General features: G+C 44.2%; 20 protein-coding genes and 2 pseudogenes. 10 read left to right on the forward strand and 12 right to left on the reverse strand.

Translation table 11 applies throughout. The features are described from left to right. Positions 1-83: 83 nt before the first annotated feature. The gene (locus OO778_RS09510; RefSeq protein WP_074191264.1) at positions 84-1,604 is read right to left on the reverse strand and encodes an aldehyde dehydrogenase family protein; all 1,521 of its coding nucleotides are present in this window, start codon (positions 1,602-1,604) and stop codon (positions 84-86) included. A 239-nt stretch (positions 1,605-1,843) separates the two neighbouring features. On the opposite strand from OO778_RS09510, the gene OO778_RS09515 reads away from it, so the two are divergent. Beyond that, positions 1,844-3,604, forward strand: a complete 1,761-nt coding sequence (locus tag OO778_RS09515; RefSeq protein WP_264909448.1) for a sigma-54-dependent Fis family transcriptional regulator — start codon at positions 1,844-1,846, stop codon at positions 3,602-3,604. A gap of 60 nt (positions 3,605-3,664) precedes the next feature. On the opposite strand, the gene OO778_RS09520 is transcribed toward OO778_RS09515, so the two are convergent. Continuing rightward, on the reverse strand, positions 3,665-3,802 hold the full coding sequence (locus OO778_RS09520; RefSeq protein WP_005464410.1) for a hypothetical protein: 138 nt from the start codon (positions 3,800-3,802) through the stop codon (positions 3,665-3,667). Positions 3,803-4,377: 575 nt separating this feature from the next. Here OO778_RS09520 and OO778_RS09525 point away from each other — a divergent pair. Beyond that, entirely contained in the window at positions 4,378-4,581 is a 204-nt protein-coding gene (locus OO778_RS09525) for a hypothetical protein (RefSeq protein WP_005397371.1), read from the forward strand. 9 nt (positions 4,582-4,590) lie between these two features. On the opposite strand, the gene OO778_RS09530 is transcribed toward OO778_RS09525, so the two are convergent. The 4 genes from OO778_RS09530 to zwf form a co-directional block, all read right to left on the reverse strand. Next, positions 4,591-5,118 carry a hypothetical protein gene (locus OO778_RS09530; protein WP_264909451.1) on the reverse strand — a complete coding sequence of 176 codons (528 nt, stop codon included), beginning with the start codon at positions 5,116-5,118 and terminating at the stop codon, positions 4,591-4,593. Positions 5,119-5,349: 231 nt separating this feature from the next. Beyond that, entirely contained in the window at positions 5,350-6,798 is a 1,449-nt protein-coding gene (gene gnd, locus OO778_RS09535; RefSeq protein ID WP_005397369.1) for a decarboxylating NADP(+)-dependent phosphogluconate dehydrogenase, read from the reverse strand. A 37-nt stretch (positions 6,799-6,835) separates the two neighbouring features. Then, a complete protein-coding gene (gene pgl, locus OO778_RS09540; RefSeq protein WP_182034539.1) occupies positions 6,836-7,552 on the reverse strand; it encodes a 6-phosphogluconolactonase in 717 nt (238 codons plus the stop codon). Then, complete coding sequence (gene zwf / locus OO778_RS09545; protein WP_005397367.1) at positions 7,549-9,051, reverse strand: glucose-6-phosphate dehydrogenase; 1,503 nt, start codon at positions 9,049-9,051, stop codon at positions 7,549-7,551. The genes pgl and zwf overlap by 4 nt, the downstream gene beginning before the upstream one ends. A gap of 539 nt (positions 9,052-9,590) precedes the next feature. On the opposite strand from zwf, the pseudogene OO778_RS09550 reads away from it, so the two are divergent. Both OO778_RS09550 and OO778_RS09555 read left to right on the forward strand, forming a co-directional pair. Beyond that, positions 9,591-10,523, forward strand: a pseudogene (locus tag OO778_RS09550) (AraC family transcriptional regulator). 117 nt (positions 10,524-10,640) lie between these two features. Then, a complete protein-coding gene (locus OO778_RS09555; RefSeq protein WP_264909455.1) occupies positions 10,641-12,776 on the forward strand; it encodes a TonB-dependent siderophore receptor in 2,136 nt (711 codons plus the stop codon). A 91-nt stretch (positions 12,777-12,867) separates the two neighbouring features. Here the strand turns inward: OO778_RS09555 and OO778_RS09560 are convergent, their stop codons facing one another. Beyond that, a complete protein-coding gene (locus OO778_RS09560) occupies positions 12,868-13,554 on the reverse strand; it encodes a response regulator (protein WP_264909457.1) in 687 nt (228 codons plus the stop codon). Beyond that, positions 13,551-15,170, reverse strand: coding sequence for a sensor histidine kinase (locus OO778_RS09565; protein ID WP_074191257.1), 1,620 nt, complete (start codon positions 15,168-15,170; stop codon positions 13,551-13,553). The genes OO778_RS09560 and OO778_RS09565 overlap by 4 nt, the downstream gene beginning before the upstream one ends. 476 nt (positions 15,171-15,646) lie before the next feature. Here OO778_RS09565 and OO778_RS09570 point away from each other — a divergent pair, with 476 nt between their 5' ends. The 6 genes and pseudogenes from OO778_RS09570 to OO778_RS09595 all read left to right on the forward strand — a co-directional run bounded on the left by OO778_RS09570 (position 15,647) and on the right by OO778_RS09595 (position 22,023). Further along, the gene (locus tag OO778_RS09570) at positions 15,647-15,874 is read left to right on the forward strand and encodes a hypothetical protein (protein ID WP_005377125.1); all 228 of its coding nucleotides are present in this window, start codon (positions 15,647-15,649) and stop codon (positions 15,872-15,874) included. A 130-nt stretch (positions 15,875-16,004) separates the two neighbouring features. Next, positions 16,005-17,420, forward strand: a complete 1,416-nt coding sequence (locus tag OO778_RS09575) for a TolC family protein (protein WP_074191256.1) — start codon at positions 16,005-16,007, stop codon at positions 17,418-17,420. Between the two features lie 3 nt (positions 17,421-17,423). Then, entirely contained in the window at positions 17,424-18,404 is a 981-nt protein-coding gene (locus OO778_RS09580) for an HlyD family efflux transporter periplasmic adaptor subunit (RefSeq protein ID WP_074191255.1), read from the forward strand. A 22-nt stretch (positions 18,405-18,426) separates the two neighbouring features. Further along, positions 18,427-19,593 (forward strand): ABC transporter permease, encoded by a 1,167-nt coding sequence (locus OO778_RS09585; protein WP_264909461.1) that lies wholly within the window; start codon positions 18,427-18,429, stop codon positions 19,591-19,593. Continuing rightward, the gene (locus OO778_RS09590) at positions 19,590-20,741 is read left to right on the forward strand and encodes an ABC transporter permease (protein WP_074191253.1); all 1,152 of its coding nucleotides are present in this window, start codon (positions 19,590-19,592) and stop codon (positions 20,739-20,741) included. The genes OO778_RS09585 and OO778_RS09590 overlap by 4 nt, the downstream gene beginning before the upstream one ends. A gap of 380 nt (positions 20,742-21,121) precedes the next feature. Then, positions 21,122-22,023 (forward strand): annotated as a pseudogene (locus OO778_RS09595) (cytochrome c peroxidase). Between the two features lie 253 nt (positions 22,024-22,276). Here OO778_RS09595 and OO778_RS09600 read toward each other — a convergent pair. The 4 genes from OO778_RS09600 to ectA all read right to left on the reverse strand — a co-directional run bounded on the left by OO778_RS09600 (position 22,277) and on the right by ectA (position 26,018). Beyond that, on the reverse strand, positions 22,277-23,698 hold the full coding sequence (locus OO778_RS09600; RefSeq protein ID WP_257888395.1) for an aspartate kinase: 1,422 nt from the start codon (positions 23,696-23,698) through the stop codon (positions 22,277-22,279). 84 nt (positions 23,699-23,782) lie between these two features. Continuing rightward, positions 23,783-24,169, reverse strand: coding sequence for an ectoine synthase (locus OO778_RS09605; RefSeq protein ID WP_005393369.1), 387 nt, complete (start codon positions 24,167-24,169; stop codon positions 23,783-23,785). 15 nt (positions 24,170-24,184) lie between these two features. Next, positions 24,185-25,450, reverse strand: a complete 1,266-nt coding sequence (ectB, locus tag OO778_RS09610; RefSeq protein WP_065646776.1) for a diaminobutyrate--2-oxoglutarate transaminase — start codon at positions 25,448-25,450, stop codon at positions 24,185-24,187. A gap of 34 nt (positions 25,451-25,484) precedes the next feature. Then, positions 25,485-26,018, reverse strand: a complete 534-nt coding sequence (gene ectA, locus OO778_RS09615) for a diaminobutyrate acetyltransferase (RefSeq protein ID WP_005393379.1) — start codon at positions 26,016-26,018, stop codon at positions 25,485-25,487. Between the last annotated feature and the right edge of the window lie 90 nt (positions 26,019-26,108).

A 26,108-nucleotide genomic window follows, 5' to 3' on the forward strand; every position in this document is an offset into this window, starting at 1 on the left:
ACCACCCGCAAGCCCATGCAATAAAAAACCCCGAAGGCTCGGGGTTTTGGTTAGTACTGCTTTTTCTTTGTTAACTACTTCATTTAGAAGAAGCCTAGTGGATCAACACTGTAGCTAATCAATAGGTTTTTCGTATTTTGGTAGTGATCCAACATCATCTTATGTGTTTCGCGGCCGATACCCGACTTTTTATAGCCACCGAACGCAGCGTGTGCAGGGTAAGCGTGGTAACAGTTAATCCAGATTCGACCAGCTTCGATATTACGGCCCATACGATATGCGACGTTCGCATCACGCGTCCAAACGCCTGCGCCTAAGCCATATTCGGTGTCGTTCGCGATTTCTAATGCTTCCGCTTCATTTTTAAACTTAGTGATGGCAATGACGGGGCCAAAGATTTCTTCTTGGAAGATTCGCATCTTGTTGTGGCCTTCCAACATTGTTGGCTGAATGTAGTACCCCTGGTTGATAGACTCTGGCTGTTCTGAAACACCACCACCAAAGACCACTTTTGCGCCTTCTTCACGGCCAATTTCGAGGTAACTTAAAATCTTATCAAACTGTTCTTGAGAAGCTTGGGCGCCTACTTGAGTATCGGTATCGAGCGGGTTACCTTGCTTGATTAACTGCGCACGTTCCGTCAATTTCTCTACAAACTTATCGTAAATCGCTTCATGAACTAATACGCGAGATGGACAGGTACAAACTTCGCCTTGGTTGAAGAAACCAAGTAGCGTACCTTCGATACACTTGTCGAGGTACTCATCTTCGTAATCGAAAATATCTGAGAAGTAGATATTTGGAGATTTACCACCCAACTCAACAGTCGAAGGGATCAAGTTGTCTGCTGCACATTTTAGAATATGATTGCCAACTTGTGTTGAGCCCGTAAATGCGAGTTTCGCAATGCGGTTGCTGGTTGCTAACGCTTGACCTGCTTCTGAACCAAAACCATTAACAACGTTGATGACGCCCGGAGGCAGTAGATCACCGATCTTTTCCATAAGAACCAGAATCGACGTTGGCGTTTGTTCTGCTGGCTTCAATACAACACAACAACCTGCCGCAAGTGCCGGTGCCAGCTTCCAAGCCGCCATCAACATTGGGAAGTTCCACGGGATAATTTGACCAACAACGCCAATCGGCTCCGGGAAGTGGTAGCTTGCGGTGTGCTCATCCAGCTCCGCCGCACTGCCTTCTTGTGCGCGAATACAGCCAGCAAAGTAACGGAAATGATCTACCACTAAAGGTAAATCTGCCGCCAAGGTTTCGCGAACTGGTTTGCCGTTTTCCCAGGTTTCCGCAACTGCCAACTCTTCTAAATGCTGCTCAATACGATCAGCAATTTTCAGCAAGATGTTCGAGCGTTCAGTCACACTGGTTTTTGCCCATTTAGTTCTGATGTTGTGTGCCGCATCCAATGCTAAGTTGATATCCGCCTCGCCAGAACGAGCAACTTTACAATACGCTTGTCCGTTGATTGGTGAGATATTGTCAAAATACTCACCACCCGTTGGTTTTACCCATTCCCCACCGATAAAGTTATCGTAATGCGATTTAAAGTTAACAATGGCATTTTCACTACCTGGCTGTGCATAGATCATAACTCTTCCTTTTGTTTCTCGTTCAATATGTTATTGCAGTGTCGTATCGCACTGTTCACAAAGAGCATTACGCAAGTCACACGCCAACTACACCACACTTGTTGTTAATTAAATGTAAAACTATGATTACCAAGCGATAACAAACCAAGTGAGCGATGTTTGAGCGGATGTATGGTGTGAACACCAATGTTCAAGTGTTCCAAAATGGCACACCCTCACTGTGACAAAATGGTACAGTCATGGAACTTCAACACATTAGCGATAACAATTGGCTTTCAACTTCATGGATCCGAAGTGAACAGGCGGGTTTAAAACAGCGTCGACGCCCTGAAGATATTCGAGTGACACCTGCGACACTTCAAGATAGGCGTCACCAACTCAACTTCTTATTGGAAACCGTCACCCAGTTTGCTCTCCCGCTGTTTAATCAGCTTTTTGCTCATAGTGACAGCCGCTTAATTCTGACGGATGCCGACGGCGTCATCATCGGCAGTTGGGGACAACCTAAGTTCCGCGAGAAGTTGACCGAAATTGCGCTAAGCTCTGGTGCGTGCTGGCAAGAAAAGGTCAAAGGCACTAACGCGATTGGGACTGCGATAGTTGAAGCAAAACCGGTATCAGTCATTGGCGATCAGCACTTCATCCAACACCATCGTTTTATTAGCTGCTCGGCCAATCCTATTTTCGATCATCTTGGTCATTTGATTGGCGTGCTAGATATCACCAGCGAACAAAAGAAACATGACTTCTCAACGCAAGTGCTGGTACAAAACATGGTCCAGCAAGTTGAAAATCAATTGCTTAACTTGATTCCACAAGGGCATATTCGTGTGGATTTGGCATGTGAGAAAGGCTTACTGAACAGTGGGTGGCAAGGGATTATCATCGCCAATGAAGATGGACAGATTCTTGCGCACAATCAAGTTGCTTCGCAGCTCCTCGCGCAACAAAACGTCATCGGGCAATCGCTCGACGACATTCTTTCTATCCAAAGTGGCGAGCACCCTTTCGTGTTCAAAACAAAGCCGCTGACCGACAAAAAAGTGAAGTCTCGTTCCGTTACCGCTTCCAATGATCTGCATTATGGTGATTCCACTGTCGAGCATTGCTGGCAACAAGCCAATCGCGTTATCGATAAAGACATCAGTTTACTGATTCTCGGAGAGACTGGAGTTGGTAAAAATGAGTTTGTGAAAGCGCTACATAAAAACAGCCAGAGAAAAACGGGGCCGTTGGTTTCCGTTAACTGCGGCGCACTACCAAAAGATTTGGTTGAGTCCGAATTGTTTGGCTACGTGGCTGGTGCATTTACTGGCGCAAACAGCAAAGGCTATCAGGGAAAAATTCGCCAAGCGCACAAGGGGATTTTGTTTCTGGATGAAATCGCAGATTTACCCTTGGAAGCTCAAAGCCGCTTGCTGCATGTATTGCAAGATAAAACCGTGCTTCCCGTTGGTTCAAACCAAAGTGTTCAAGTAGATACGCAAATCATCGCGGCCACGCATAAAGATCTCGAGAACTTGGTTAGCGAAGGATTGTTCCGTCAAGACTTATACTATCGCCTCAATGGTTTGATCATCGAATTGCCTCGCTTCGAAGAGCGAGATGATAAGCAACAACTGATCGAGAATATTCATCGACGTCACGCTGAATCTGAACAACAACTTTGCCCTCACCTACTTTCTCTGCTGCTTTCTTACTCTTGGCCAGGAAACTTGCGTGAACTCGATAGTTTAATCAAAGTATCCGCATTAATGGCGCAAGGTGAAGAAACGTTAGAGCTCACTCACGTACCGACTCACCTGAGTAAGAAACTCAGCCAGGCTCAAGACGTAACAACCACTGCCGAACCCACGTTAGAACTGCGTGCAACCGTCGAAGACAAACTGCTCAAAACATATCAAGCCAATCAGGGGAACATCAGCAAAACATCTCGTATGCTTGGCGTCAGTCGAAATACGATATATAGAAAGCTGAAAAGCCTCGGCATATTGGGTTAATCCATAACCTCAGATACAAAAAGAGCACCTTTGCGGTGCTCTTTCTATTTGAAACCTAGCTTACAGGCCGCCTTGTTGTTGCGCCTGTTTTACTAATGCCTGACGTTGAGTTTCCTTCTCAGAGATCACTTGGTTGTCCTTGTGTATTTCCTGATCCAATTCTGCCGGAATGAAAACAAAGTACTTATTAAGAGTCATCTTAGAACCTCAATTTGTTGTGTTAATCACCTTCTTGGTCAACGTAAACAACACCAGAAAAACACGTTTTACTGGCTCCTTGTTGCTGGTTTCAAAAAATAGAGGATGTTCATTTATTAAACATCCTCCATGTGGGCGCTAATTATAGGCGTAGTTCAAAGGCTTACCTAGCACTCTTTTTCACCTTTTGTGCAATCTGAGTTTCATTCTCAAACCTGATGCAATCACACATATTCAATAAAGTATTGTTAAGCAAAGAAAAGTGATTTTCATCGTGACTGATAATGAGGATGAGCTTCCCGGAATTATTGACTTGAAATTACGCCTAGTAAACTCGAAGGCTGCAATAATAGCGTTAAAAGGCCTTAATCCACACAGCAAAAACTTTGAAGTGATAGACAAATGCATTCATATATTTGTAAAGCCGTTTATGGATTTGTCTACCAGTTCAATATTTCACCTTTTTTGAGAAATCTTTAGCCGCTTTTTTGTGTGAAACGCCCAAAAAGAACAGACAATCAAAGTGTGGTATATGACCACACTTGTCTATCCCCACTCCGCTTTGGGAGGCGTTTATGAAAAGTAGCAAACTTGGCCATGTGATGTCTTTCAGCAGAATGTTTTCCTTCATTGCGTTTTTGACGGCTACATTCGCATGGATTCTCAGCATGTATGCCCTATTTACTGTTTCTGTAGTAGCTCTTGTGGTCAGCGCAATTCTCTACCTCAAAGACAGGTTTTATCAAAACAAGAAAACGACCACAGAAAAGAGCGCCTAGCGCTCTTTTCTATTGAGTGAAATTTTCCTGTGACTTGATATAGTTATCAATCCGTTCGAGTTCGTGAAAATAGCCATACACCGCAATGCGATTAATCTCAGCATCCAAGCAAAGCCTCTCATCTTTCACCATAGCTTCAATCGACATCCCACTGGACGCGATTGTGAAAGGTGGGCACGCTGAGTAACCATTATTTTCTGCAATATACCTCAATCGCCCAAATTCCAAAATTTGAACTGGAATAGCAACGATAAGGGACAAGACAACTGTTATGGTTATCACTTTAATCGGCACTTTGACTAACTGTGTCATTCGATCAAATAAAATACAAACCAATAATGTAGGACACAAGAGTAAGCTTGCGATACTTAAAACATATGACGCATCAATGTAGACCACTTGAAAGCCACTACTGAGCTGAAGCGGTAGAGATTCGAAAGCGAAATGATGATAAAGGCGATAAATGGAGTAAATGATCAGTAATATGAAAATAAGCAACACGAAAGCTGTGTGAAATGGATGCTTCTGTTGTGTCATTTCTATTACCTTGAGCTTGTAGTTGAGGAGATGCAAGAGAGCGGCTTAGCTTCATCTTCGAAAAGAAATATTAAACTGCTAGCAAAAGCATGCTCTCCCATTTTTGAGAAGTGCGTGACGAATCAACGTTTAATGTAACTTACAAATCTACCAATATATCAATATCTTACGGACACAAAAAAGGATGCCACTTGGGCACCCTTTTGCTTTTATCCGTTTACTGACTGCGGATTAAACGTCGTAAGTTGTAGACGCTGTGTCGCCGCCTGTACCAGTCCAGTTCGTGTGGAAGAATTCACCACGCTCACGGTCGATACGCTCGTAAGTGTGAGCACCGAAGTAGTCACGTTGAGCTTGCAGTAGGTTCGCAGGTAGACGAGCTGTTGTGTAACCGTCTAGGAACGTTAGTGCAGAAGTCGTACATGGCATTGGGATGCCTGCTTCTAGAGACTTAGCCGCCACTTTACGCCATGCTACTAGGCTGTTTTGTAGGATACCTTTGAAGTAATCATCAGAGCCTAGGAATGCTAGTTCTGGATTCGCTTCGTATGCATCACGGATGTTGCCTAGGAACGCGCTGCGGATGATACAACCACCACGCCACATAAGAGCAACGTTACCGTAGTTTAGGTCCCAGCCATTCTCGTTTGATGCTTCGCGCATTAGCATAAAGCCTTGAGCGTAAGAGATGATCTTAGACGCTAGAAGCGCTTGACGTAGTGCGTCAACCCACTCTTGCTTGTCACCTTCTACTGGCGTGATTGTCTTGCCGAACAGTTTCTCAGCTTCAACACGTTGATCTTTTAGTGCAGATAGACAGCGAGAGAATACGGACTCAGAGATTAGCGTTAGAGGAATACCTAGGTCTAGAGCGTTGATACCCGTCCATTTACCTGTACCTTTTTGGCCAGCAGTGTCTAGGATTTTCTCAACTAGAGGCTCACCGTCTTCGTCTTTGTAGCCAAGGATGTCAGCCGTAATTTCAACAAGGTAGCTGTTTAGCTCAGTGTTGTTCCACTCAGCGAATACCGCTTGCATCTCGTCTGCAGACATACCAAGACCGTCTTTCATGAACTGGTAAGCTTCTGTGATCAGCTGCATGTCACCGTATTCGATGCCATTGTGTACCATCTTAACGAAGTGGCCCGCACCGTCGTTACCAACCCAATCACAACAAGGCTCGCCTGCATCAGTTTTCGCAGAAATACCTTGGAAGATAGGCTTAACCGCTTCCCAAGCTTCTGGAGCGCCGCCAGGCATGATAGATGGGCCAAAACGTGCACCTTCTTCACCACCAGATACGCCAGTACCGATGAAGTGGATGCCTTTTTCGCGTAGTGCAGCAACACGACGGTTTGTATCTGGATAGTTTGTGTTACCACCATCGATGATGATGTCGCCTTTGTCTAGTAGAGGGACTAGCGCGTCGATGAATTTGTCTACCACATCACCTGCGCGAACCATTAGCATCACTTTACGTGGCGTTTCTAGCTTCTCTACTAGTTCTTCTAGAGAGTATGCACCGATGATGTTCGTGCCTTTCGCTGGTCCTTCCAGAAACTCGTCTACTTTGGCAGCAGTACGGTTGTGAGCGACCACTTTAAAACCGTGGTCGTTCATGTTTAGGATAAGGTTTTGACCCATTACCGCTAGGCCAATTACACCGATATCACCTTTCATTGTTTCTCTCCAATTTTGTTTCATTGACGAGCAGCGTTTAAGCAATTTTTGCTGCTGCGTCCAAATCTAAATACCATTCCGTCAGGCCAGATTTCGCTTGAATCTTAGCCGCTGGGTATGGCAGTGCGTGTGCAGGTGAACTGTTGATTTCTTCAACGATGTCCGCTTTTCCTGCACCAAGCACTAAGTAACTGATGCGTTTTGCTGCTTCTAATACGCGTGCTGTTTTCGACACACGAAGTTGGCCCGACTCAGGATGAGACGCCACAAGAGATAGATTCGCATCATCATAATTCGTTTGGCCAGGGAACAGAGAAGCTGTGTGACCATCTGCACCAACACCTAATAAGATCCAGTCAAACACAGGGGTTCCGTTTTCAGTCGGAATCACCTCTGACATCTCTTTCGCAAAGCGTTCCGCTTCCACTTTAGGGTCATCTTCACCGCGAATACGGTGGATGTTTTCTGTTGGAATGTTTACTTGGCTAAACAGTAGCGCGTTCGCTTCTCCGTAGTTGCTTTCCGCATCGTCAGGTGCGACACAACGTTCGTCACCCCACCAGAAGTGGAGATTTTGCCACTGAATAGAGGTTGCGTAAGTCTCTGAAGCCAACAGTTTGAACAGCATTTTAGGAGTGCTGCCGCCAGAAAGAGAGATGTGAACAGGTCGGCCCATTTCGCTGAACGCTTTCATGTCGTTAGCTAGGCTTTCAACTACCTGCTCTGCTGTTTGGTAGATCTTATGGTTGATCATAGTTCACAGTAATCCGTATCTGTTAAGTTTTTACATGGGAAGCGCCAAGCGCGACCATCACGCTGTAGCAGGTCGTCTGACTCTTTAGGACCCCATGTGCCGCATGCGTACCCGAAGAGGGATTGTGGATCTTGTTTAAAATCTAAAATTGGCTGTACGTACTGCCAACACGCTTCCACCGCATCACTACGTGCAAATAGCGTAGCATCACCATTCAAAGCATCAAGTAGAAGACGCTCATACGCAGTTAGCATTTGCGTTTCTTGTAGATCAGCGTAATGGAAGTTCATTTTCACTTCTTTCGCTTCAAAACCTGCGCCTGGCTCTTTCAAGCCAAAGCTCATTTGAATACCTTCGTCTGGCTGAATGCGAATGATCAGCTTGTTTTCTGGTGCGTTTTGACCAAACACTGGGTGCGGTGTTTGTTTAAAGTGGATAACCACTTCAGTCACGCGTGTTGGAAGACGCTTACCAGTACGCACGTAGAATGGCACGCCATTCCAACGCCAGTTGTTAATGTATGCTTTCAAACCGATATAAGTTTCGGTACGTGAGTCGTCTGCAACCCCCGGCTCTTCACGGTAGCCACGTAGACTTTGTCCACGAACTTCAGAAGCGGTGTATTGACCTAATACTAGATCGTTACGCAGAGCGTTTTCGTCCAAAGGTTTTAGACACTGGAGTACTTTAACGACTTCATCACGCATCGAATCTGCATTGATCTGTGCAGGTGGCTCCATACCCACCATCGCCAATACTTGTAGCAGGTGGTTTTGGAACATATCGCGCACGGCACCCGAGTTGTCGTAGTAACCACCACGCTCCTCTACGCCGAGGAATTCTGCGCCCGTGATTTCAACATAATCAATGAAGTTACGGTTCCAAAGAGGCTCAAACATCGCGTTTGAGAAACGAAGTACAAGAAGGTTTTGTACCGTCTCTTTACCTAAGTAATGGTCAATTCGGTAGATTTGATGCTCTTGGAAGTGCTCGTGAATTTCTTTATCCAGAATACGCGCTGATTCAAGGTCATAACCGAATGGTTTCTCAATAATCAGGCGTTTCCAACCATCTTCTTCTTTGTTTAGGCCGTGTGCTGCAAGACTTGCAGGAATCACACTGTATAAACTTGGTGGGGTTGCTAAGTAGAAAAGCGTATTGCGCTGATCGAAACGATATTCGTCAGCAAGTTGGTCTAAACGAGAAGATAGCTTACTGTAATCTTGTGTGTCAGAAGTATTGATAGCTTGGTAGTGCAGATGGTTAATAAATGCATCAAGCGTTTCTGGCTCAGTCTTTTCCATTTCCTGAAGCGATTTTTTCAGCTTCGCGCGGTAAGACTCATCACTGTATTCAGTGCGACTTACACCCAGAATGGCAAAATTTTCTGGAAGCTGCTTGTTCGCATAGAGGTGGTATAAAGCAGGAATGAGCTTACGGTATGTAAGGTCACCTGAAGCACCAAAAATAACGATGCTGCTGTTTTCTGGTATTACCATCATCTTTCCCTTAAAAACGAGGTACTTATTGTGTGCCCGGATACGGCTAAAGGATGAGCCAACCCTATCAATGGCACCTCAAAATAGAAAATTGGTCTTACCTATTACGTTGATAGGTAAAGTCTATAGGCCCAAAGAACCTCAAGAAGTAGCACTCCCAAATCTGTTGGAAACACGACGTATTAAGGTCATTTAGGTCACTTATGTCTCAAAAGTACACACTGTACTCGCTGGAGGAGAGTCCGACACGGTGCAGTATTGTCTACGACTATTTGATTTACATCAACACTTGCCAGTGCAAACGTTTAAATAAGTTGCACAAAACATCATAAATATTTGTATTTTATGGATAAAAAAAGTTGCACTAACGTAAGACAAAAATTAAGCAAAAACTCTAATATGGACAATCCTTATCCATCCTTGCAATCCATTACAATTTTATTGTGATCTATGTAGCCTGAATTTTATCCTCTCACTCTATTGATAATGATACTCAATTAAAGATAATGAGGATACTATTAATGCGAAAGTAGAATGTCATGAAACCAAGCACAAAGAATCTGCACCCGATAAACCGAATACACTCTGTGCTTGATTACATTCACAACAATCTAGATATCGCACTTAGCGTGGATGAAATCTCGAAAGCAAGCTGCTGGTCACGTTGGCAACTGCAACGCGTTTTCTAGCAACACACTGGCGTATCCGTCGCTCACTATATTAGAGAGCTAAAACTAAGCCTTGCGGCTGAACGCTTAATCCATACATCAGATCGCTCGTTAGATATTGCGATAGAAATGGGGTTTGCGTCTGAACATGCATTTAGTCGAGCGTTCAAAAATATGTTTTCAAAGAGTCCTCGGGATTATCGTAAAGCTCAGCAACTAACGGGCTTGAGGCAACCTTTAACGTTGCGCGAGACACCAGAAGACGAAAATAGACATAAGTGCTTTATCGAAGTTCGAATAGAAACAAAACCTGCTTTTGTGCTTGCTGGTTATCATGAACCTATTTATGGATTGTTTTCCGCAACGCCCAACTTCCAATCCAAAGTGCCCTCTCTGTGGTCACAGCTCTATTCATCTGAAAACCATACTCATCTGGAAAGAAACTATCTTGGTGTGATTGACGTAACAAAAGCGTATTCAAGCAACCAGCAACTCGAGTATTGGGCCGGTTATGAGTACAACTCTGCGTCAAGAACTTCAATATCCAAAGGCTCTACGCAAGAACCAGATCTTCTGGTTGTTCCTAAGCAAACCTACGCAGTGATTTCGCACATAGGTAAAGCATTAAATCTAGCGGCGACGCTTGAGTGGTTCATTTTGCACTGGCTCCCCTATTCCAATTATCACGGTATTGATGGCTACGAGTTAGAAGTTTATCCAGAAGACTATGATGTTGAGAGCGAGAACGCCCAAATGCATTACTGGATACCTGTCAAACCGAACGAAGCCATGCCCATTAGATAGAAGCCTAAGCACTTAGGTTCTGGCTTTGCACCAAATTGTTAACTTTTCCTATTTCTTTCGCTATAGAATGCAAACAACAATCATTATCAACAAATAAAAGTAGTGGAATTAATAAATATGGAAAGTCCGAATCGATTTCATCGTTCTGCGGTTGCAGTCGTGGTATCCGCGCTTATTGCTGGTCACGCCAGTGCCACTGAGAGCACTTCTCAGCACGAAACTATCACAGTACTTGGCGAAACATACCGAAACACCGCAACTAAAACCGTTTTAGAACCGGAAGAAACGCCGCAAGCGATCACGGTAATCACTAAAGATGACATGGACCTACGCGGCGTAAACTCAGTGAGCGAAGCATTGCGTTACGTGCCTGGCGTAAATACAGAGCTGCGTGGCGGTGCCGTTTCTCGCCTTGACCTATTCAATATTCGTGGTTTTATTAACTACACCAACTTTTATGATGGTCTTCCTTTGCTGTACAACGGCTGGAACCTTCAACCTCAGGTCGATTCCATTGCCCTTGAACAAATCGAGGTTTTTAAAGGGCCAACGTCTGTTCTTTACGGCAATATTCCACCAGGAGGTATGGTCAATATTATCGCCAAGGCGCCTCAGTCAACACCTTCGCACTCTGTCTCGATTAGTACTGGGACTAACAGCCTAAAAGAATTGACGTTCGACACCACAGGACAAATTGGTGATTCTAATGTTGATTACCGTATTATCGGCCTCGCAAAACAGCGAGATGGTCAAGCCGATACGTCTGAAGACGAACGTTATGTCCTCGCTCCATCTTTCAATTGGCAAGCGACAGAAAGCACCTTAGTCAACGTGAATGTTTACTATCAAAATGATCCATCAGCAGGTATCTACACGACCGTGCCAGCGTCTGGCTCAGTGATTGACAACCCACTTGGCTCGATGTCACCAAGCACTTATTTGGGGGATGAGGACTGGAACACTTACGAACGCGAAGTTCTGATGATGGGTTACAAAGTCCAACACGACTTTAACAACAATTGGCAATTTCTACAGAATGCCCGCTACATGACCGCCGATGCCTATCAGGAAAACACATATAACGGTGCACTTGAAGCGGATAACCGTACCGTTGGTCGAAATGCCTATTTAACCGATGAAAAGTCCAAATCCTTTGTGATTGACAACCAACTATCTGGCTACGTTAAAACGGGAGACTTTGAACATAACTTATTGTTCGGACTTGATTATCAGTATCTAGATTCGGATGTAAAATACAAAGATACGCTTGGGTATTCGCTAACTCAGGACATCTTTAATCCTGACCACTACAGCATTGATCGTAATGCACTGAATTTCCAATACAAACAAAACTTAGATATCAAAACGAAGCAAATTGGCGTTTATTTGCAAGATCAAGTTCGTTACGACCAACTTGTAATGATTGCAGGTATTCGTTGGGATAAATACGATTCAAATACAGACGCCGTGAGCGATTATCTAGGAACAATATCCAACAGCAAGGAAGAGTTAGACGACACCAACGTATCTTTCCGAGTCGGCGGTTTGTATGAACTCGACTTCGGCCTATCCCCATACCTTACTTACTCCGAGAGTTTTGAGCCGATTGCGGGTGCAGATGCCACAGGCAAAGCGTTTGAACCATCAACCGGGCATCAGTGGGAACTCGGCTTTAAATACGCGCCATTGTCTGGCGATATCTCGGGTAATTTAGCGTTCTTCCATATTACGAAGAAAAACGCGATCTTGACCGATCCGAATAATCCTTATGCACCGAACTATCAAGCGGGCGAAGTGGTATCACAGGGTGTTGAACTAGAGGCAAAGTGGCAAGCCACAACACAAGCTGATTTCACTCTAGGCTACACGTATACCGATATGGAGATTACCGAAGACAGTTATTACAACCAAGAAGGTAAAACACCGGTTTGGGTGCCTGAGCAAACGGCCTCTCTATGGGCCAACTACTTCTTTGAAGGAAATCTTTCAGGCCTTCGTACCAGTGCTGGTGTTCGCTATGTCGGAGAAGCACAAATTGATGCACAAAATAGTGAGAAAGTACCGGACTACGCCTTGTTTGATTTGGCAGCAAGTTACGATTTCTCAACGGTATCTGAATCAATGAAAGGGGCTAGCGTCACCCTTTCTGCAAGCAATCTATTGGATAAAGAATACTATTCTTGTTACGACAAAAATAACTGTTGGTTTGGCGCTGAGCGCTCTATCGAAGCGAAGTTAGAATACAATTTCTAACCTCTTAGAGCGGAACAGCAGTAATTTGTAAAGCGATGGTTTCTACAACAAGCCATCGCTTTTTATTTTGCATAGAGCATCAATATAAACGCTACCGCGTCACTTTTTTATAACACCTTTCCGGCCTACCTACCGACCCATAGTTTAAATCAGCCTCTAGTTCACCAGTGCTGATCAGATACTCCAAATAGCGCCTTGCCGTTGTTCGGCTCGCACCAATCTTTTCGCCTGCCTCATCAGCGGTCAGCACACTATCATTTGGGAACAACTCTCTGATCTTATCTAAGGTTACACCATCAATCCCTTTCGGTAATCGGTTCGGCAAGTTGTCTTGATTGGCGTGAGACAGCAGCATTTTATCAACGAGGTTCTGATCCAAACTCTCTGCGATGTCTAGTTGTTGGCGTTGGGACACATACTTTTTCAGTGCGGCATCTAAGCGTGGAAACATCACTGGTTTGATTAGGTAATCAACGACACCCCCTCTCATTGCCTGTTGTAGCGTATCGACATCCCTTGCCGCGGTAATCAAAATGACATCACACGTTTGGTTGTTCGCACGTAATGTATTGAGTATCTCAAGCCCTGTTCCATCAGGAAGGTATACATCCATCAACAAGAGGTCTGGCTTAAGAATATCGAGTTGCATTTCCGCTTCCATTCTCGTGGTCGCAATGCCGACCACTTCCAAACCTGCCAATTGGCTTAAGTATTTGTGGTGCAGCTCAGCAATAGCCAGATCATCTTCAATGATCATTACGCGAGTCGCCATACTCATAATTGCTCTTCCTTGGGTAAATACACCGTTATTCTTGTTCCATAATTTGTGTTGGGCATCATCTCAACATGGCCGTGATATCGAGTAGCCAACTGGTTGACTAGATGCAATCCTACCCCCCGATTTTGACGAGATTTCGTCGACACCCCTTTTTTAAATAGCGCCTGCGGCTCTATATCGCTTGGTAAACCACAACCTTGATCTATCACCTCAAGTATCACTTCATTTCCGTAATCGCTCACTGACACATCGATATTTCTGCGCTCCGATGCGACATTCGATTCATCACGAATCGAGGTTAACGTTGCGTCAAAAGCGTTATCAATTAAGTTGCCCAGAATGGTGACAAGGTCTTCCGAATTTAGCCACTCAGGCAGAGGCTCCAAACGGCTGCCTTCTTCAACCACCAGCTGTAAGCCTAACTCGCGAGCACGTTCAGTTTTTCCAAGCAACATACCAGCAATTAACGGGTCTTTAACGGTGTCTCTTAAAAATTCGATCATCGCTTGATAGTGTGCGGTTTCTTGCCCAATTAACTTTTGCACCGCATCCAGCTCACCCATCTGAACTAACCCGCTAATGGTGTTTAGCTTATTTCGATGCTCATGGGTTTGCGAACGTAATAAATCTGCATATTCTTTGGTTTGTGATAACTGCTCGGTTAGGTCGTTGATTTCATCCCTTAAACGGAAACTCGATACTGCCCCCACTATTTTTCCATCCACATAAATTGGCGAACGGTTTGCGATCAGACGTTTATGATTAAGGAATATCTCAATATCATGATCTTCCTGTCCGGTTTCTAGCACCGTATATAAGTCACTATCGCGTAACGTCTCAGTCAACGGTTTATTAAGAGCTGCCTCTCTATCAATACCGAGAATCTGACAGGCGCTACGATTGATCGAGCGAAGTATCCCTTGGGCATCAATACTTAACACGCCCTCTTTAATGGTACTCATCGTCACTTCTAATTCGCCGTACAACCGCCCTATCTCTTCAGGCTCGAACCCCAAAATGGCGCGCTGAAACTTTCTCGACGCATAATTGGATACAATGGCATTAGCGACAACAACTACGATGACCATGAAGATCAAAAAGGCCAAAAATGGCTCGATGCGGTCTTGCAGCCGGTCGAGCAAATAGCCAACCGAAACCACACCAATGATGTTCCCTTGCTCGTCAAAAATCGCAGCTTTACCACGAACTGAATAACCTAACGAGCCCTGTGCCGTCGAAACATAAGACAATCCCTGCTCTAGCGCTCGACGATTGTCGCCACCTCTCATTGGTTTACCCAATCGCTCATCAACGGGGTGAATTAATCGCACTCCCTCATGGTCGCCAATAACGATGAATGCAGCACCGATGGCTTCGGTTAATTCTCGGAAACGAAGTTGGTATGGCTGAGGATTTTGGGCAGCGACCATTTCGCGAACAACGGCGGAGTCTGCTAAAAAACGGGCAACACCCAGTGCTTTTTCTCCCATTTCTTGCTCTTGATTGATTTTGAGATAAGTGAATCCTGCAGCGACAAGCAATAGAAGCTCTATCAACCCCGACAGCGTCATAATAATGAGCATTCGCTTACGAAAGCTGATCGTTTTCCAACTCATTGATACATCCTTATGATTCACTCCCAAGCGATTACGTTAACACTCAGTTAACAGCATGGCTTTGTTGCGGTGATAAATCTGTGAGGAAGGCAAGCAAACCGCAGAGTTTACGGTTAATTAATCGACGAGCTGAAACATAAAATTACAACCATTCACCAAATTCAGCATTCCTCTCTGATACTCAATTCCATACATAAATTGCCCTTTAAAACATGATCGTGATCACATCGATTTTAGCGGTTTTTGAGGCGTTTTTAGACTTTCCAACGTATAATTTTTAATCAACGAAACCATTGAGAGTTTCGGTTAGAAAGCAGTGAAGCTGGAAGTCTATTAAAAGCTCAACATTGATGTCAGTGATTTGGAAAAAATAAAACAAAACACAAATACTGACTATATGACAAACACTTAGACACCATCTGAAAACTGGAAAACTATAAACAGAGGTGCATTTATAGTTAGAAGGAACACCAAACATGGAACGCGATACCTTTGGAATATGCCTGAATAAGGCCATGCTGTCAGAGAATATGTATTCAACATTTACACACGTCAGGGCTTATGAAAAAAACGGAGGCGGTACTTCTGATCTCAAGGTCCTGTTATCGTTCCCTCAAATGAGTGGAAAAGACCTATTGAATACGATGCGAGGTTCTCGTCAGCTTGAGTGGAGAGCAGAGTTTCACTGTCCATATACGAAGTAAACTTGTAACATCTCCCGCGCCCAGCACAAACATAACTGGGCGCATACTACTATCCAATTTCCCCTCCTACTTAACACCAAGTTACGAATCCTTTATATTAGAGCTTATACTCTACGACAAAGCAGCCATTATGAAAAAAACAGGAAAGTTTTGGATACTGGGCTTACTTAGCAGCTCGATTTCCCTTGCCTGTCATGCGGCACCGATCACTTTTGATACCGCATGGCAGCTATTGCTAGAAAACAACTATTCTCTTAAAGCTCAACGCTCAAACGTCGAGAATTACCAATACCAAGAGAGTGCCACCAGCAATCTCAACTTACCTCAGGTTACCATTGGCGCGAATTACACGCGTTTAGATACCGATATCACGCTGTCAGGAAAACAGATCCTAGACAGCACAGGAGCACACATTAACGTACCTCCTGCTTTTCAACCTATTTTTGGTGCCTTAGCTAATACTACTTCGACCATAACCGAGCGCGATATTTTCTCTTCGTCTATTCGTGCCATTTGGCCAATTTTTACTGGTGGTCGTATTTCTGCGGCTCAATCAGCAGCAGAAGGCAAAACAGATGAGGCTAAAAGCCAGCTTCTAATGGAACAACAAGCGCGCTTTGAAGATTTGTCGAAGTACTACTTTTCTGTCGTGCTGGCAAAGGAAGTACTCGCAACGCGGCAAGCGGTTGAAGCTGGACTAAAAAAGCATAGAGATTTTGCCATTAAGCTTGAAGAGCAAGGACAAATCGCACACGTTGAGCGCCTGCAAGCCGAGGCTTCTCTAGATAAAGCATCAGTAGAAACACGTAAAGCCGCCAGCGATTTGAGTATTGCTCAAGCAGCATTAGGTAAATTACTTGCGCAAGATGACGCCGTAGAGCCCGCTGAATCTTTGTTTATCAACGACAGTCTTCCCCCTCTAACCGCTTTTGTCGATCAAACGTTGCTTACCTATCCGGGGTTAGACCTTCTGAGCGCTAAACACAAACAAGCCTCTAGCTTAATCAAAGCAGAAAAAGGGAAATACTATCCTGAAGTTTACCTTTACGGAGACTACAGCTTGTATGAAGACGACTCTCTCGCAAGCCAAATGAAGCCTGATTGGTTAGTTGGTGTCGGTGTGAGCATTCCACTGATTGAATCAACAGGGCGAAGCGAAAAAGTCAAAGCAGCTCAAAGCGTCGTCTCGCAGGTCGATTCATTAAAGTCCCAAGCCAAACAAGATTTATCGCTGCTAGTCCAAAAGACATACTTGGAGGCTCAGCAAGCCATTGATGAAGTACAAGGGCTCGCATCTAGCATTGAACTCGCTAACGAAAACCTGCGCTTGCGTGAAAAAGCATTTACTCAGGGTCTGTCGTCTTCTCTGGATGTTGTGGATGCACAACTTTATGTCGCGAGTATAGAAACACAACGTTCAGCGGCACGTTTCCGCTATTTAATATCTTTAACCAAACTACTCGCATTGAGCAGTGAAATGAACAGCTTCGAACAATATCAAAATACCGCTTATATCCCTGCTTCAACATCCAAAGAGGTGAAATAAATCATGGCAGCTAAATCACTAAAACCCGTTTTACTCTCACTTTGTGCTTTGGGTGTTGCCTCTTGGGTTGGCTATCAATTTTACCAAGCCTATCAACCGGAACCGATCCGCTTACAGGGATTAATTGAAGCCCAGCAATACAGCATTTCCTCAAAAGTTCCAGGGCGTATTGATGAGGTCATGGTCCGTAAAGGCGACGATGTAGAGAAAGGCCAGCGTATTTTTACCCTTCATAGTCCTGAAATTGAGGCGAAGTTAGAACAAGCAAAAGCAGGTGAAAAAGCGGCGGACGCCTTAGCTCAAGAAGCTGAGAAAGGCGCACGTGAGCAACAAATCCAAGCAGCAAAAGATCAGTGGATGAAAGCCAAAGCCGCTGCGAATTTAATGGAAAAAACCTACAATCGTGTGAATAACCTCTATAACGATGGCGTGGTTGCAGAACAAAAGCGCGATGAAGCTTTAACTCAGTGGCAAGCAGCGAAATACACCGAAAGTGCCGCGTTTCAAATGTACGAAATGGCAAAAGAAGGCGCGAGAAGTGAAACCAAAGTAGCTGCGGCGGAAAAAGCGCGCATGGCATCGGGTGCCGTAGCCGAAGTAGAAGCGTATGCGAAAGATACTCAGATCTACAGCTGGTTTGACGGCGAAGTCTCTCAAGTTCTACTTCAAAGTGGTGAATTAGCACCTCAGGGCTTCCCGGTTGTTACTGTGATAGATACAGAAGATGCCTGGGCGACAATTAATGTGCGTGAAGATTACCTTCAACACTTTAAAAAAGGAGCAACCTTTGATGCCTATTTGCCTGCCTTAAATAAAAATGTTGAGTTCAAAGTAACGCATGTTGCCGTTATGGGTGACTTTGCAACGTGGAGAGCAACCGATGCTTCTCAAGGTTTTGATCTTCGTACCTTTGAAGTAGAAGCTCGTCCAGCTCAACCCGAACCTGAACTGCGTATGGGAATGAGTGTTGTCGTTGAACTTTAATCACAACCACTAGGTTAATGCTATGACGATTAAGATTTCACAGCGGCATATCTTACGACGAGATAAGTGGTTGCTTTCGTGCCTTACTTGGATACCGATTTTGCTCGCAATGATGATTTGGGGAGTGTTCTCTGCGGGCATTGCCCGGGATCTGCCAATCGGTGTGGTTGATCTACAACATTCCCAACTTTCTCGAAAGCTCATTCAATCTTTGGATGCGTCGTCGAGTCTGGCTGTTAATTATCACTACACCAGTGCAAGCGAAGCAAAAAATGCGATGATTGAAGGCGATATCTACGCTTACGCGGTCATCCCATCTAAGTTCGATCAAGATATTCTCCAGCACCGCCAACCTCAACTTTCTGTCTTTTACAACAGTCAGTACATTTTGGTAGCGAAATTGATCAACTCTGCCGTTGCGCAAGCACAAGGCTATTTCGACGCTCAGGTTGAAGTAATGGGCAACTTGGCTAAAGGTAACACCACAACGTTAGCAGCGGCTGGACAGGCTGTACCCGTGTCGACACAAACAACCGCATTATTTAACCGTAACAATAACTACGCACAATTTTTGGTAACGGCTATCGTGCCAGCCATTTGGCAAATATGTATTGTAGTAAGCACTATTTTGATTCTTGCCGCGCACTTTCGCATTTATGGTGGAAAGAATGGCTTTGCATTTTTGGGCGAAAAGCCATACGCCAGGCTCACTATCCTATTAAGTCAGTACATTCCGGTCTTTATGGCGCAAGGTGCGTTGTTCTTGTACTGGTTTTATTCTGTGCTTGATTGGCCAATGGAAGGCAGTTTTGTGGTTATGCTATTAGCACAATTGGCGACGGTTATCGCCTGTATCATTATGGGAGCGTTGTTCTTCTTCTTGTCGATGGATCCTGCACGTGCGATGAGTTTTGCTGGCGCGTTTACGGCTCCAAGTTTCGCGTTCATGGGAATTACATTCCCAGTTTCTGACATGAACACGCTCGCTTATGCATGGCGTTCATTATTGCCGATTACCCATTACATTGAAGTGCAAGTGAGTCAAGCAAGCTATGGGGCATCGGCCGCACAATCTTTAAGCTCGCTATGGCCTATGATTGGCTACGTTGTGCCCCTGCTCGTTACCGCAGTCTTGATGGGTAAACATCGAACAGCTTCATCAACACGCCAAGCGAAGGAGGCGGTATGACATTGTGGCAACTGATTAAAGCGGAGCTGAAGGCCGTTCTAACCAATCCAGTCGTTACGTTGACCGTGTTTGGTGGTGTCGTATTTTACTCGTTTTTATACCCTTTGCCTTATGCGCAACAAACGCCTCGTGAACAACCAATCGCGATTGTTAATTTAGATGGTAGTCAGACGAGTTTAAAGCTGGAACGTATGGTTGATGCCACCCCGCAAGTCAACGTAGTCACTCGACTTCATACGATTGCCGATGCAAAGCAAGCATTTTTACAACGAGAGATAACCGGTTTTTTAGTCATACCAGAACACTTTTACAAAGACCTAATGCTAGGTAAAAGCCCGACTCTGGCCTACGCTGCGGACGCCTCGTATTTTCTCGTGTACGGAACCGTGGTAGAAGGATTGGCCCAAGCTGGAGGCACATTAGGGGCCCAAGTGAAAGTCAGTAAAATGGTGATAGATGGTGTGCCCATGAGTATGGCTAGCCATAATTACTCTGCTATTAAGCTTAATATGAAACCAACGTTCAACCCAACCATGGGTTACATCGAATACGTAGTGCCGGCAGTATTTGTTCTGATTTTACAACAAACGTTGATCATGGCGGTTGGATTACAAACGGGAACACAGCGTCATGGTCGTGGCTATTGGTCACAAGTATCAACGGGATCGCTGCTGCTTGTAAGAACGTTAGTATTTGTGGCAATTTATTATTTACTCGGCGCCTATTATTTTGGTTTTAGCTTCGAACGCTTAAACGTAAACCATATCGCCAATGCGGGCGAATTGCTGGCTATGTTGTTCCCGTTCTTTTTAGGTTGTTGCGGACTAGGCTTCTGGCTAGGCTACTTATTACCTCGGCGTGAACTTGTCACCTTAGTCGTCCTCGTGAGCTCTATGCCTCTCATTTTCTTGGCGGGTTTTATTTGGCCGATTGAAGCCATTCCTGCTCCCCTACTATGGATTGCAGATTTAAGTCCAAGTACATGGGCGATCAAAGCTTTCTTAGCGCTAAACCAAATGGGGGCAACCTGGCAACAAGTCGCTCCACATTGGACAGCACTTTGGGCACTCACCGTGCTTTGGGGTAGCGTTGCGTACTGGATTGCTAAGCGCAATAACAAGCCAGTTGTAACAGAAAGTCTAAGTTGATTTCTCTCTACAGCTCAAAGATATAATCACAAATCAAAAACCTGATGGACGATCTGAGGGGCGAAGTATCGCCCCTTTTTTGTATTTGAGCACCTCACAATCTCAGATTGAAATTAACTTTAATCAAGGATTCAGCCGATAAATAACTCTAAGCGCCCGTAACAAGTTTGCAGCAGATTTATAACCAATAATCACAAAAGCCCGCACCAGCTTAACGTGCAAAAATCAACCACCTTTATTAACATCGTTTTTTGCAGTTTATCGAATAATACCTTTCCTATACCGTAATTTTCGAGCGTACCAATAGCTTTTTTATCAGCGTTTTCATAAGAAGTACGACGCTCTAGTGAAAGTCGAAAATCGCGTCAAAGGAAGTTATTATGAAAAGTCTTATCTCAGTGAGTGTTTTATCTATATTGTCTTTCGGTGCCCATGCTAAGCGTCAATCCAGTGAACCCATCAAGGTCATCGAACCCATTACTGAGATCGACTGTAAAAATATTGAATTGGGTAAAACGCTATGGTTTGAGCCTTGGCTGTCGACGTCGAACATCATTTCTTGTGACTCTTGCCATAACATCGCGAAAGGTAGTGTTGATAACTTATTAAGCTCAATTGGTTACCAATGAACCATTGGCCCGATTAACTCACCTACGGTGTTTAATTCAGATTTGAATTTCGTGCAGTTTTGGAATGGACGAGCAAAAGATCCGCAATAGGGCCTGCGGTTTGCTGGTCGACACTCTTCAATCTATCCCTCAATATCGCGAGTGGTTTCAGCAAATCCATGGAAGCGACAACATAACCATTGATAACGTAACCGATGCTATCGCGGCATTTGTACGCCAAACGCGCCATTTGATTTATGGTTGAAAGAGAACACACGGTGCGCTCACCAAAGCACAGGTTGAAGGCTATCAACTGTTTAAACCGCTTGTCATCGCAGACCATTAGCTAGTGGAAAAATGTATCAAAAAATAGGGTTGGTGAAGCCATTTGCCACAGACACCCCAAATGTTGACCGCAAAGCCATTAGTTCGTATTCAAAGTCCCATCCTTACGTAACGTAGAATTCACCTACCCGTACTTCCATGATGGCTCAGTTTGTAATCTTCAGGAGGCGGTAGAAATGCTAGCCGATCTGCAACTTGGTCAAAAGCTAACGAAAGAATAGTCCACCAAAATCACTGAATTCTTACGTTCTCTAACAGGTGAGCAACCACGAATCACTTTACCCCACTTACCACCATCCACCCATGAAACTGCAAGGCCGAATATTTAAGATTTGCTCTATCTAATTGAAACTAATGGCATTCAGTAGGCAACATTTAAACGCTTTGTCTAACCAATATATGGAAAGGTACTGGTTCTTGGGGAATCTACAATCACCATCATCAAAGCATGTCCCTAATAGTCGAAAGACCTTCTAGAGCCGCAGAATGGATTTATTGCAAACCTATCACTTTCTTGCTCTTTTTTAGTGGCAACTAGCCATGAAGAGGGAAGCCCCCCTTCATGGCTAGACAAAAAATAAACTAAGCCACATTAACCGATTTAGTTAAACTATTGCTCTGAAAGAATTCATCATGTAATGCGCAAATCGCACGCTGATATTCTTTATCACCCACTACGAACTGAACGTTTACATTTCTCATTGATGAGTGAAGTGCAACTGGCGTTACGCCATTGTTCATCAAAGAAAGTACACCTTTCGCTAGTGTCTTGTTAGTGTCAATTTGAGAACCGATGGCTGAAATCAGCGCGACCATACGGCCTTTAATCGACGCATTCGGATAGCGTTTTTCAGCTTTATACAATACTTTGTTCAAGCTATCAGTACTGCCACCTAGATAGTAAGTAATAGAGTTCGCGTTCATCTCTTTACCAACTAAACTTACGCGAGCATCAGAGATAATTTCCATTAATTCGTAGCTAACGTTATCGGCTTTTCCCACCATCGCTTGGTCAAACAAATGCAGTGCGAACACCTTTTCTTTACCTGCGATAATTTCGACTTTGTCTTCTTCTGGGCGGTAGCTTGAAGAGATCAAAGTGCCTTCGTGTTCAGGTTCAAATGTATTTTTAATCTGTAGCTCAATACCACTCTCACGTAAACCTGCGGCTGCATTTGGGTGAATCGCTTCCATGCCAAGGTTAGCAAGTTGGTCTGCTACGTCATAGTTTGTACTACCAATTGGCAAAACTTTTTCAGGACCAACAACACGCGGGTCTGCAGAGCTCAAGTGATATTCTTTGTGAATTACCGCTAAATCCGCTTTTGTGATCGCTGCAATTCGGCTAAATGTCATCTCACTATAACCTCGGTCATAAGTGTGCATTAGGCCTTCCTTACAGTAAGCATAACCTGTAACGATTGGCAGTGCTTTTGACACATCGATATCAGCAAACGCATCACTGATCGATTCATCAAGGCTTCTTGGCGCTTGATTGTCCCAACCGGACAGGTCAACGAACTTAGCGTTAATACCCATATTTTTTAGTTTCAGTGCCGTGTTGTAAGCACTGTGCGCCTCACCGATAGACGACAGAAACTCTCGAATTTGAGGCAAATACTGACGTAGCGAAAACTGACCGTATTGACAAGTTTCTAAAATGTTCGCAATACAGTTTTTCGCTTCAGCAATACGTGAGCGAATGAATTTATCTGCACGGATACGATTCATTGGGTCCGCGAAAATATTTTCATTTGTGAGCAGCATACGGCTTTCAACGTATGCTAACGCTTCTTCCCATTTGTCATCACGTTTCGCGATAAGCTGATAAACACCTGGCTTACTGGTTTTTTTACATTCGAGTAGCGCGTCGGTCATACCGCCGTATGCAGAGACGACAAAGATACGATTGTATGGCGATTTAGGACGAAGAATAATGTTGTCGAGAACAGCATCAAATGCTGTCATTGATGTACCGCCGATTTTTTCTACGGTAAATGTCATGATAAGCCTTTTTTGATTGGTAACTTTAAAAGAAAAAAGAAGAGATAGTTGATCGTGGGGCGACAAGCACCCCACCTCTATCTTTTAGTCAACGAGAGGATAAACACCGTTTTCATCGTGCACTTCAGCGCCGGTAATTGGTGGGTTGAATACGCACGCCATTACCATTTCTTTATTCTTATAAGCTCTCAAGTAGTGCTCATCGTGTTTATCAAGGATGTATAACGTACCCGGTTTAATCGGGTACGTTTCTCCACCAACGACTTCAATTTCACCTTCACCGCTCATACAAAAAACCGATTCTAGGTGATTTTGATAGTGAATGTGTGTTTCAGTACCTTCATAAATCGTAGTAATGTGGAAAGAAAAACCCATGTTGTCATCTTTTAACAACATACGGACACTTTCCCAGTTATCTGAAACCACACGTCGCTCACTGTTGCGACACTCATCGAGTGTTCTGACGATCATAATTAATAATCCTTATTAAGATGCTTGTTTGAAATGTTTCGCAGCGATGGTTTCCACTGCACTTTCAAAGATGCTTAGTCCTTGGTCTAATTCTGACTCGCTAATCGTAAGTGGGCAGAAGAACTTAACGACTTCGTCGTCAGGGCCAGCTGTCTCAATTACCATTCCGTTTTCGAAACAGTTTTTCGCGATTTCAGATGCCATATCACCGTTGATACACTCAATACCAACCATCATGCCGCGACCTTTTTTCTGCACAAACATTTGTGGGAAGCGACGAACGCAGCGATCAATAACAGCACTTACTTTGTCTGAACACTGCTTGATGTGTGTTTCAAAGTCATCATTTGCCCAATAAATTTCTAATGCTTTCGCCGCGGTAATAAATGCATGGTTGTTACCACGGAACGTGCCGTTATGCTCACCTGGCTTCCACTGGTCTAACTCTGGTTTAAGTAGAACGACGGCCATTGGCAAACCGTAACCACCGATCGATTTCGATAGCGTCACGATATCTGGTTGAATATCTGACGGCTCAAAGCTAAAGAAAGTACCTGTACGTCCGCAGCCAGCTTGAATGTCATCGACAATCACAAGAATGTCGTTGGCTTTACAGATTTTGCTCAAACGTTGTAACCACTCGTTTGAAGCAGCATTTAAACCACCCTCGCCCTGCACAGTTTCAAGAAGTACAGCGGCTGGTTTATCCATACCTGCAGAGTTGTCGTTTAGCATGGTTTCGAACAATGCTAGACCATCAACGCCAGCGTAACCTTCAAATGGAATACGAGTGACGTTACTTAAGCTAGAACCGTTACCTTGTCTGTGATGCTGGTTACCCGTTGCAGCCAGTGCGCCAGCTGTACAACCGTGGAAACCGTTGGTAAATGCAACGACGCTGTCGCGACCTTTTACTTTTTTCGCTAACTTAAGTGCTGCCTCAACGGCGTTAGTACCAGTTGGGCCAGTAAACTGGACTTTGTAGTCCAAGTTTCTTGGTTTAAGGATGTAAGTATCCAACGCTTCAAGAAACGATGCTTTCGCTTCTGAGTGCATATCCAAACCGTGAGTAATACCGTCCATCTCAATGTACTCAAGCAGTGCTTGCTTAAGTACTGGGTTGTTATGGCCGTAATTTAGAGATCCCGCTCCAGCAAGGAAGTCTAAGTATCGTTCACCTTGTTCTGTTTCCAGCCAGCAGCCTTTCGCTTTACGAAAAACCACTGGGAAATTGTTTGAATATGAGCGTACGTTGGATTCCTGCTTTTTGAAAATATCCATGATGAGACCGTTTTTAATTCCTATTGTTTGAGGATTATTTGAGAGGAATGCGATACAAATATTCTGTATCGTGTTTGCCTTTAAAGTGGGCTTCTTCATCCAAAAATGTGCTTACTTGGCCAGAGTTGCCGTTCATCGCATCTAACTTTTTGAACAATGCCCAAGAGGCTTTATTATCTTCCGTGATGGTAGTTTCTACCGATTTAACACCGCCCAATTCCTCTCGGGTGAGAAGTTCTTTCAACATGCGGAATGCTAAACCGTGACCTCTAAAGCGAGGTGAGACTGCAACTTGCCAGACAAATAAAACGTCTTGCTCGTCTGGTTTCTGATAACCGGAAATGAAACCTGCGATTTCGCCTTTTTGCTCAACCAAAATACTGGTTTTGCTGAAATGCGTAGACTGTAGGAAATTGCAATAAGATGAGTTCATGTCCAATGGAGGACAGTCTGCAATTAAGCTGTAAATGTCGTCACCATCAGAGATTTTAGGCTCACGAAAAATCCATTTTTTACTTGAGTCTTCTCCAATCTCTGGATAAAGAACCCAAGGTGCTGATGTGATCATGTGGAAATACATATCCTTTGAGGTCTAATTAAATTTCCTTTTTATTATGGGCATTCCTCGCGACTAAAAATCAAATAATCCGCCTTTTTA

The organism is Vibrio sp. STUT-A16, from assembly GCF_026000495.1.
In the GTDB taxonomy this organism is placed as follows: domain Bacteria; phylum Pseudomonadota; class Gammaproteobacteria; order Enterobacterales; family Vibrionaceae; genus Vibrio; species Vibrio diabolicus.

Bases quoted from the DNA above. Each gene is read 5' to 3' on its own strand.
- OO778_RS09510 (WP_074191264.1), bottom strand. From the start codon at position 1,604: ATGATCTATGCACAGCCAGGTAGTGAAAATGCCATTGTTAACTTTAAA.
- OO778_RS09515 (WP_264909448.1), top strand. From the start codon at position 1,844: ATGGAACTTCAACACATTAGCGATAACAATTGGCTTTCAACTTCATGG.
- OO778_RS09520 (WP_005464410.1), bottom strand. From the start codon at position 3,802: ATGACTCTTAATAAGTACTTTGTTTTCATTCCGGCAGAATTGGATCAG.
- OO778_RS09525 (WP_005397371.1), top strand. From the start codon at position 4,378: ATGAAAAGTAGCAAACTTGGCCATGTGATGTCTTTCAGCAGAATGTTT.
- OO778_RS09530 (WP_264909451.1), bottom strand. From the start codon at position 5,118: ATGACACAACAGAAGCATCCATTTCACACAGCTTTCGTGTTGCTTATT.
- gnd (WP_005397369.1), bottom strand. From the start codon at position 6,798: ATGAAAGGTGATATCGGTGTAATTGGCCTAGCGGTAATGGGTCAAAAC.
- pgl (WP_182034539.1), bottom strand. From the start codon at position 7,552: ATGATCAACCATAAGATCTACCAAACAGCAGAGCAGGTAGTTGAAAGC.
- zwf (WP_005397367.1), bottom strand. From the start codon at position 9,051: ATGGTAATACCAGAAAACAGCAGCATCGTTATTTTTGGTGCTTCAGGT.
- OO778_RS09555 (WP_264909455.1), top strand. From the start codon at position 10,641: ATGGAAAGTCCGAATCGATTTCATCGTTCTGCGGTTGCAGTCGTGGTA.
- OO778_RS09560 (WP_264909457.1), bottom strand. From the start codon at position 13,554: ATGAGTATGGCGACTCGCGTAATGATCATTGAAGATGATCTGGCTATT.
- OO778_RS09565 (WP_074191257.1), bottom strand. From the start codon at position 15,170: ATGAGTTGGAAAACGATCAGCTTTCGTAAGCGAATGCTCATTATTATG.
- OO778_RS09570 (WP_005377125.1), top strand. From the start codon at position 15,647: ATGGAACGCGATACCTTTGGAATATGCCTGAATAAGGCCATGCTGTCA.
- OO778_RS09575 (WP_074191256.1), top strand. From the start codon at position 16,005: ATGAAAAAAACAGGAAAGTTTTGGATACTGGGCTTACTTAGCAGCTCG.
- OO778_RS09580 (WP_074191255.1), top strand. From the start codon at position 17,424: ATGGCAGCTAAATCACTAAAACCCGTTTTACTCTCACTTTGTGCTTTG.
- OO778_RS09585 (WP_264909461.1), top strand. From the start codon at position 18,427: ATGACGATTAAGATTTCACAGCGGCATATCTTACGACGAGATAAGTGG.
- OO778_RS09590 (WP_074191253.1), top strand. From the start codon at position 19,590: ATGACATTGTGGCAACTGATTAAAGCGGAGCTGAAGGCCGTTCTAACC.
- OO778_RS09600 (WP_257888395.1), bottom strand. From the start codon at position 23,698: ATGACATTTACCGTAGAAAAAATCGGCGGTACATCAATGACAGCATTT.
- OO778_RS09605 (WP_005393369.1), bottom strand. From the start codon at position 24,169: ATGATCGTCAGAACACTCGATGAGTGTCGCAACAGTGAGCGACGTGTG.
- ectB (WP_065646776.1), bottom strand. From the start codon at position 25,450: ATGGATATTTTCAAAAAGCAGGAATCCAACGTACGCTCATATTCAAAC.
- ectA (WP_005393379.1), bottom strand. From the start codon at position 26,018: ATGATCACATCAGCACCTTGGGTTCTTTATCCAGAGATTGGAGAAGAC.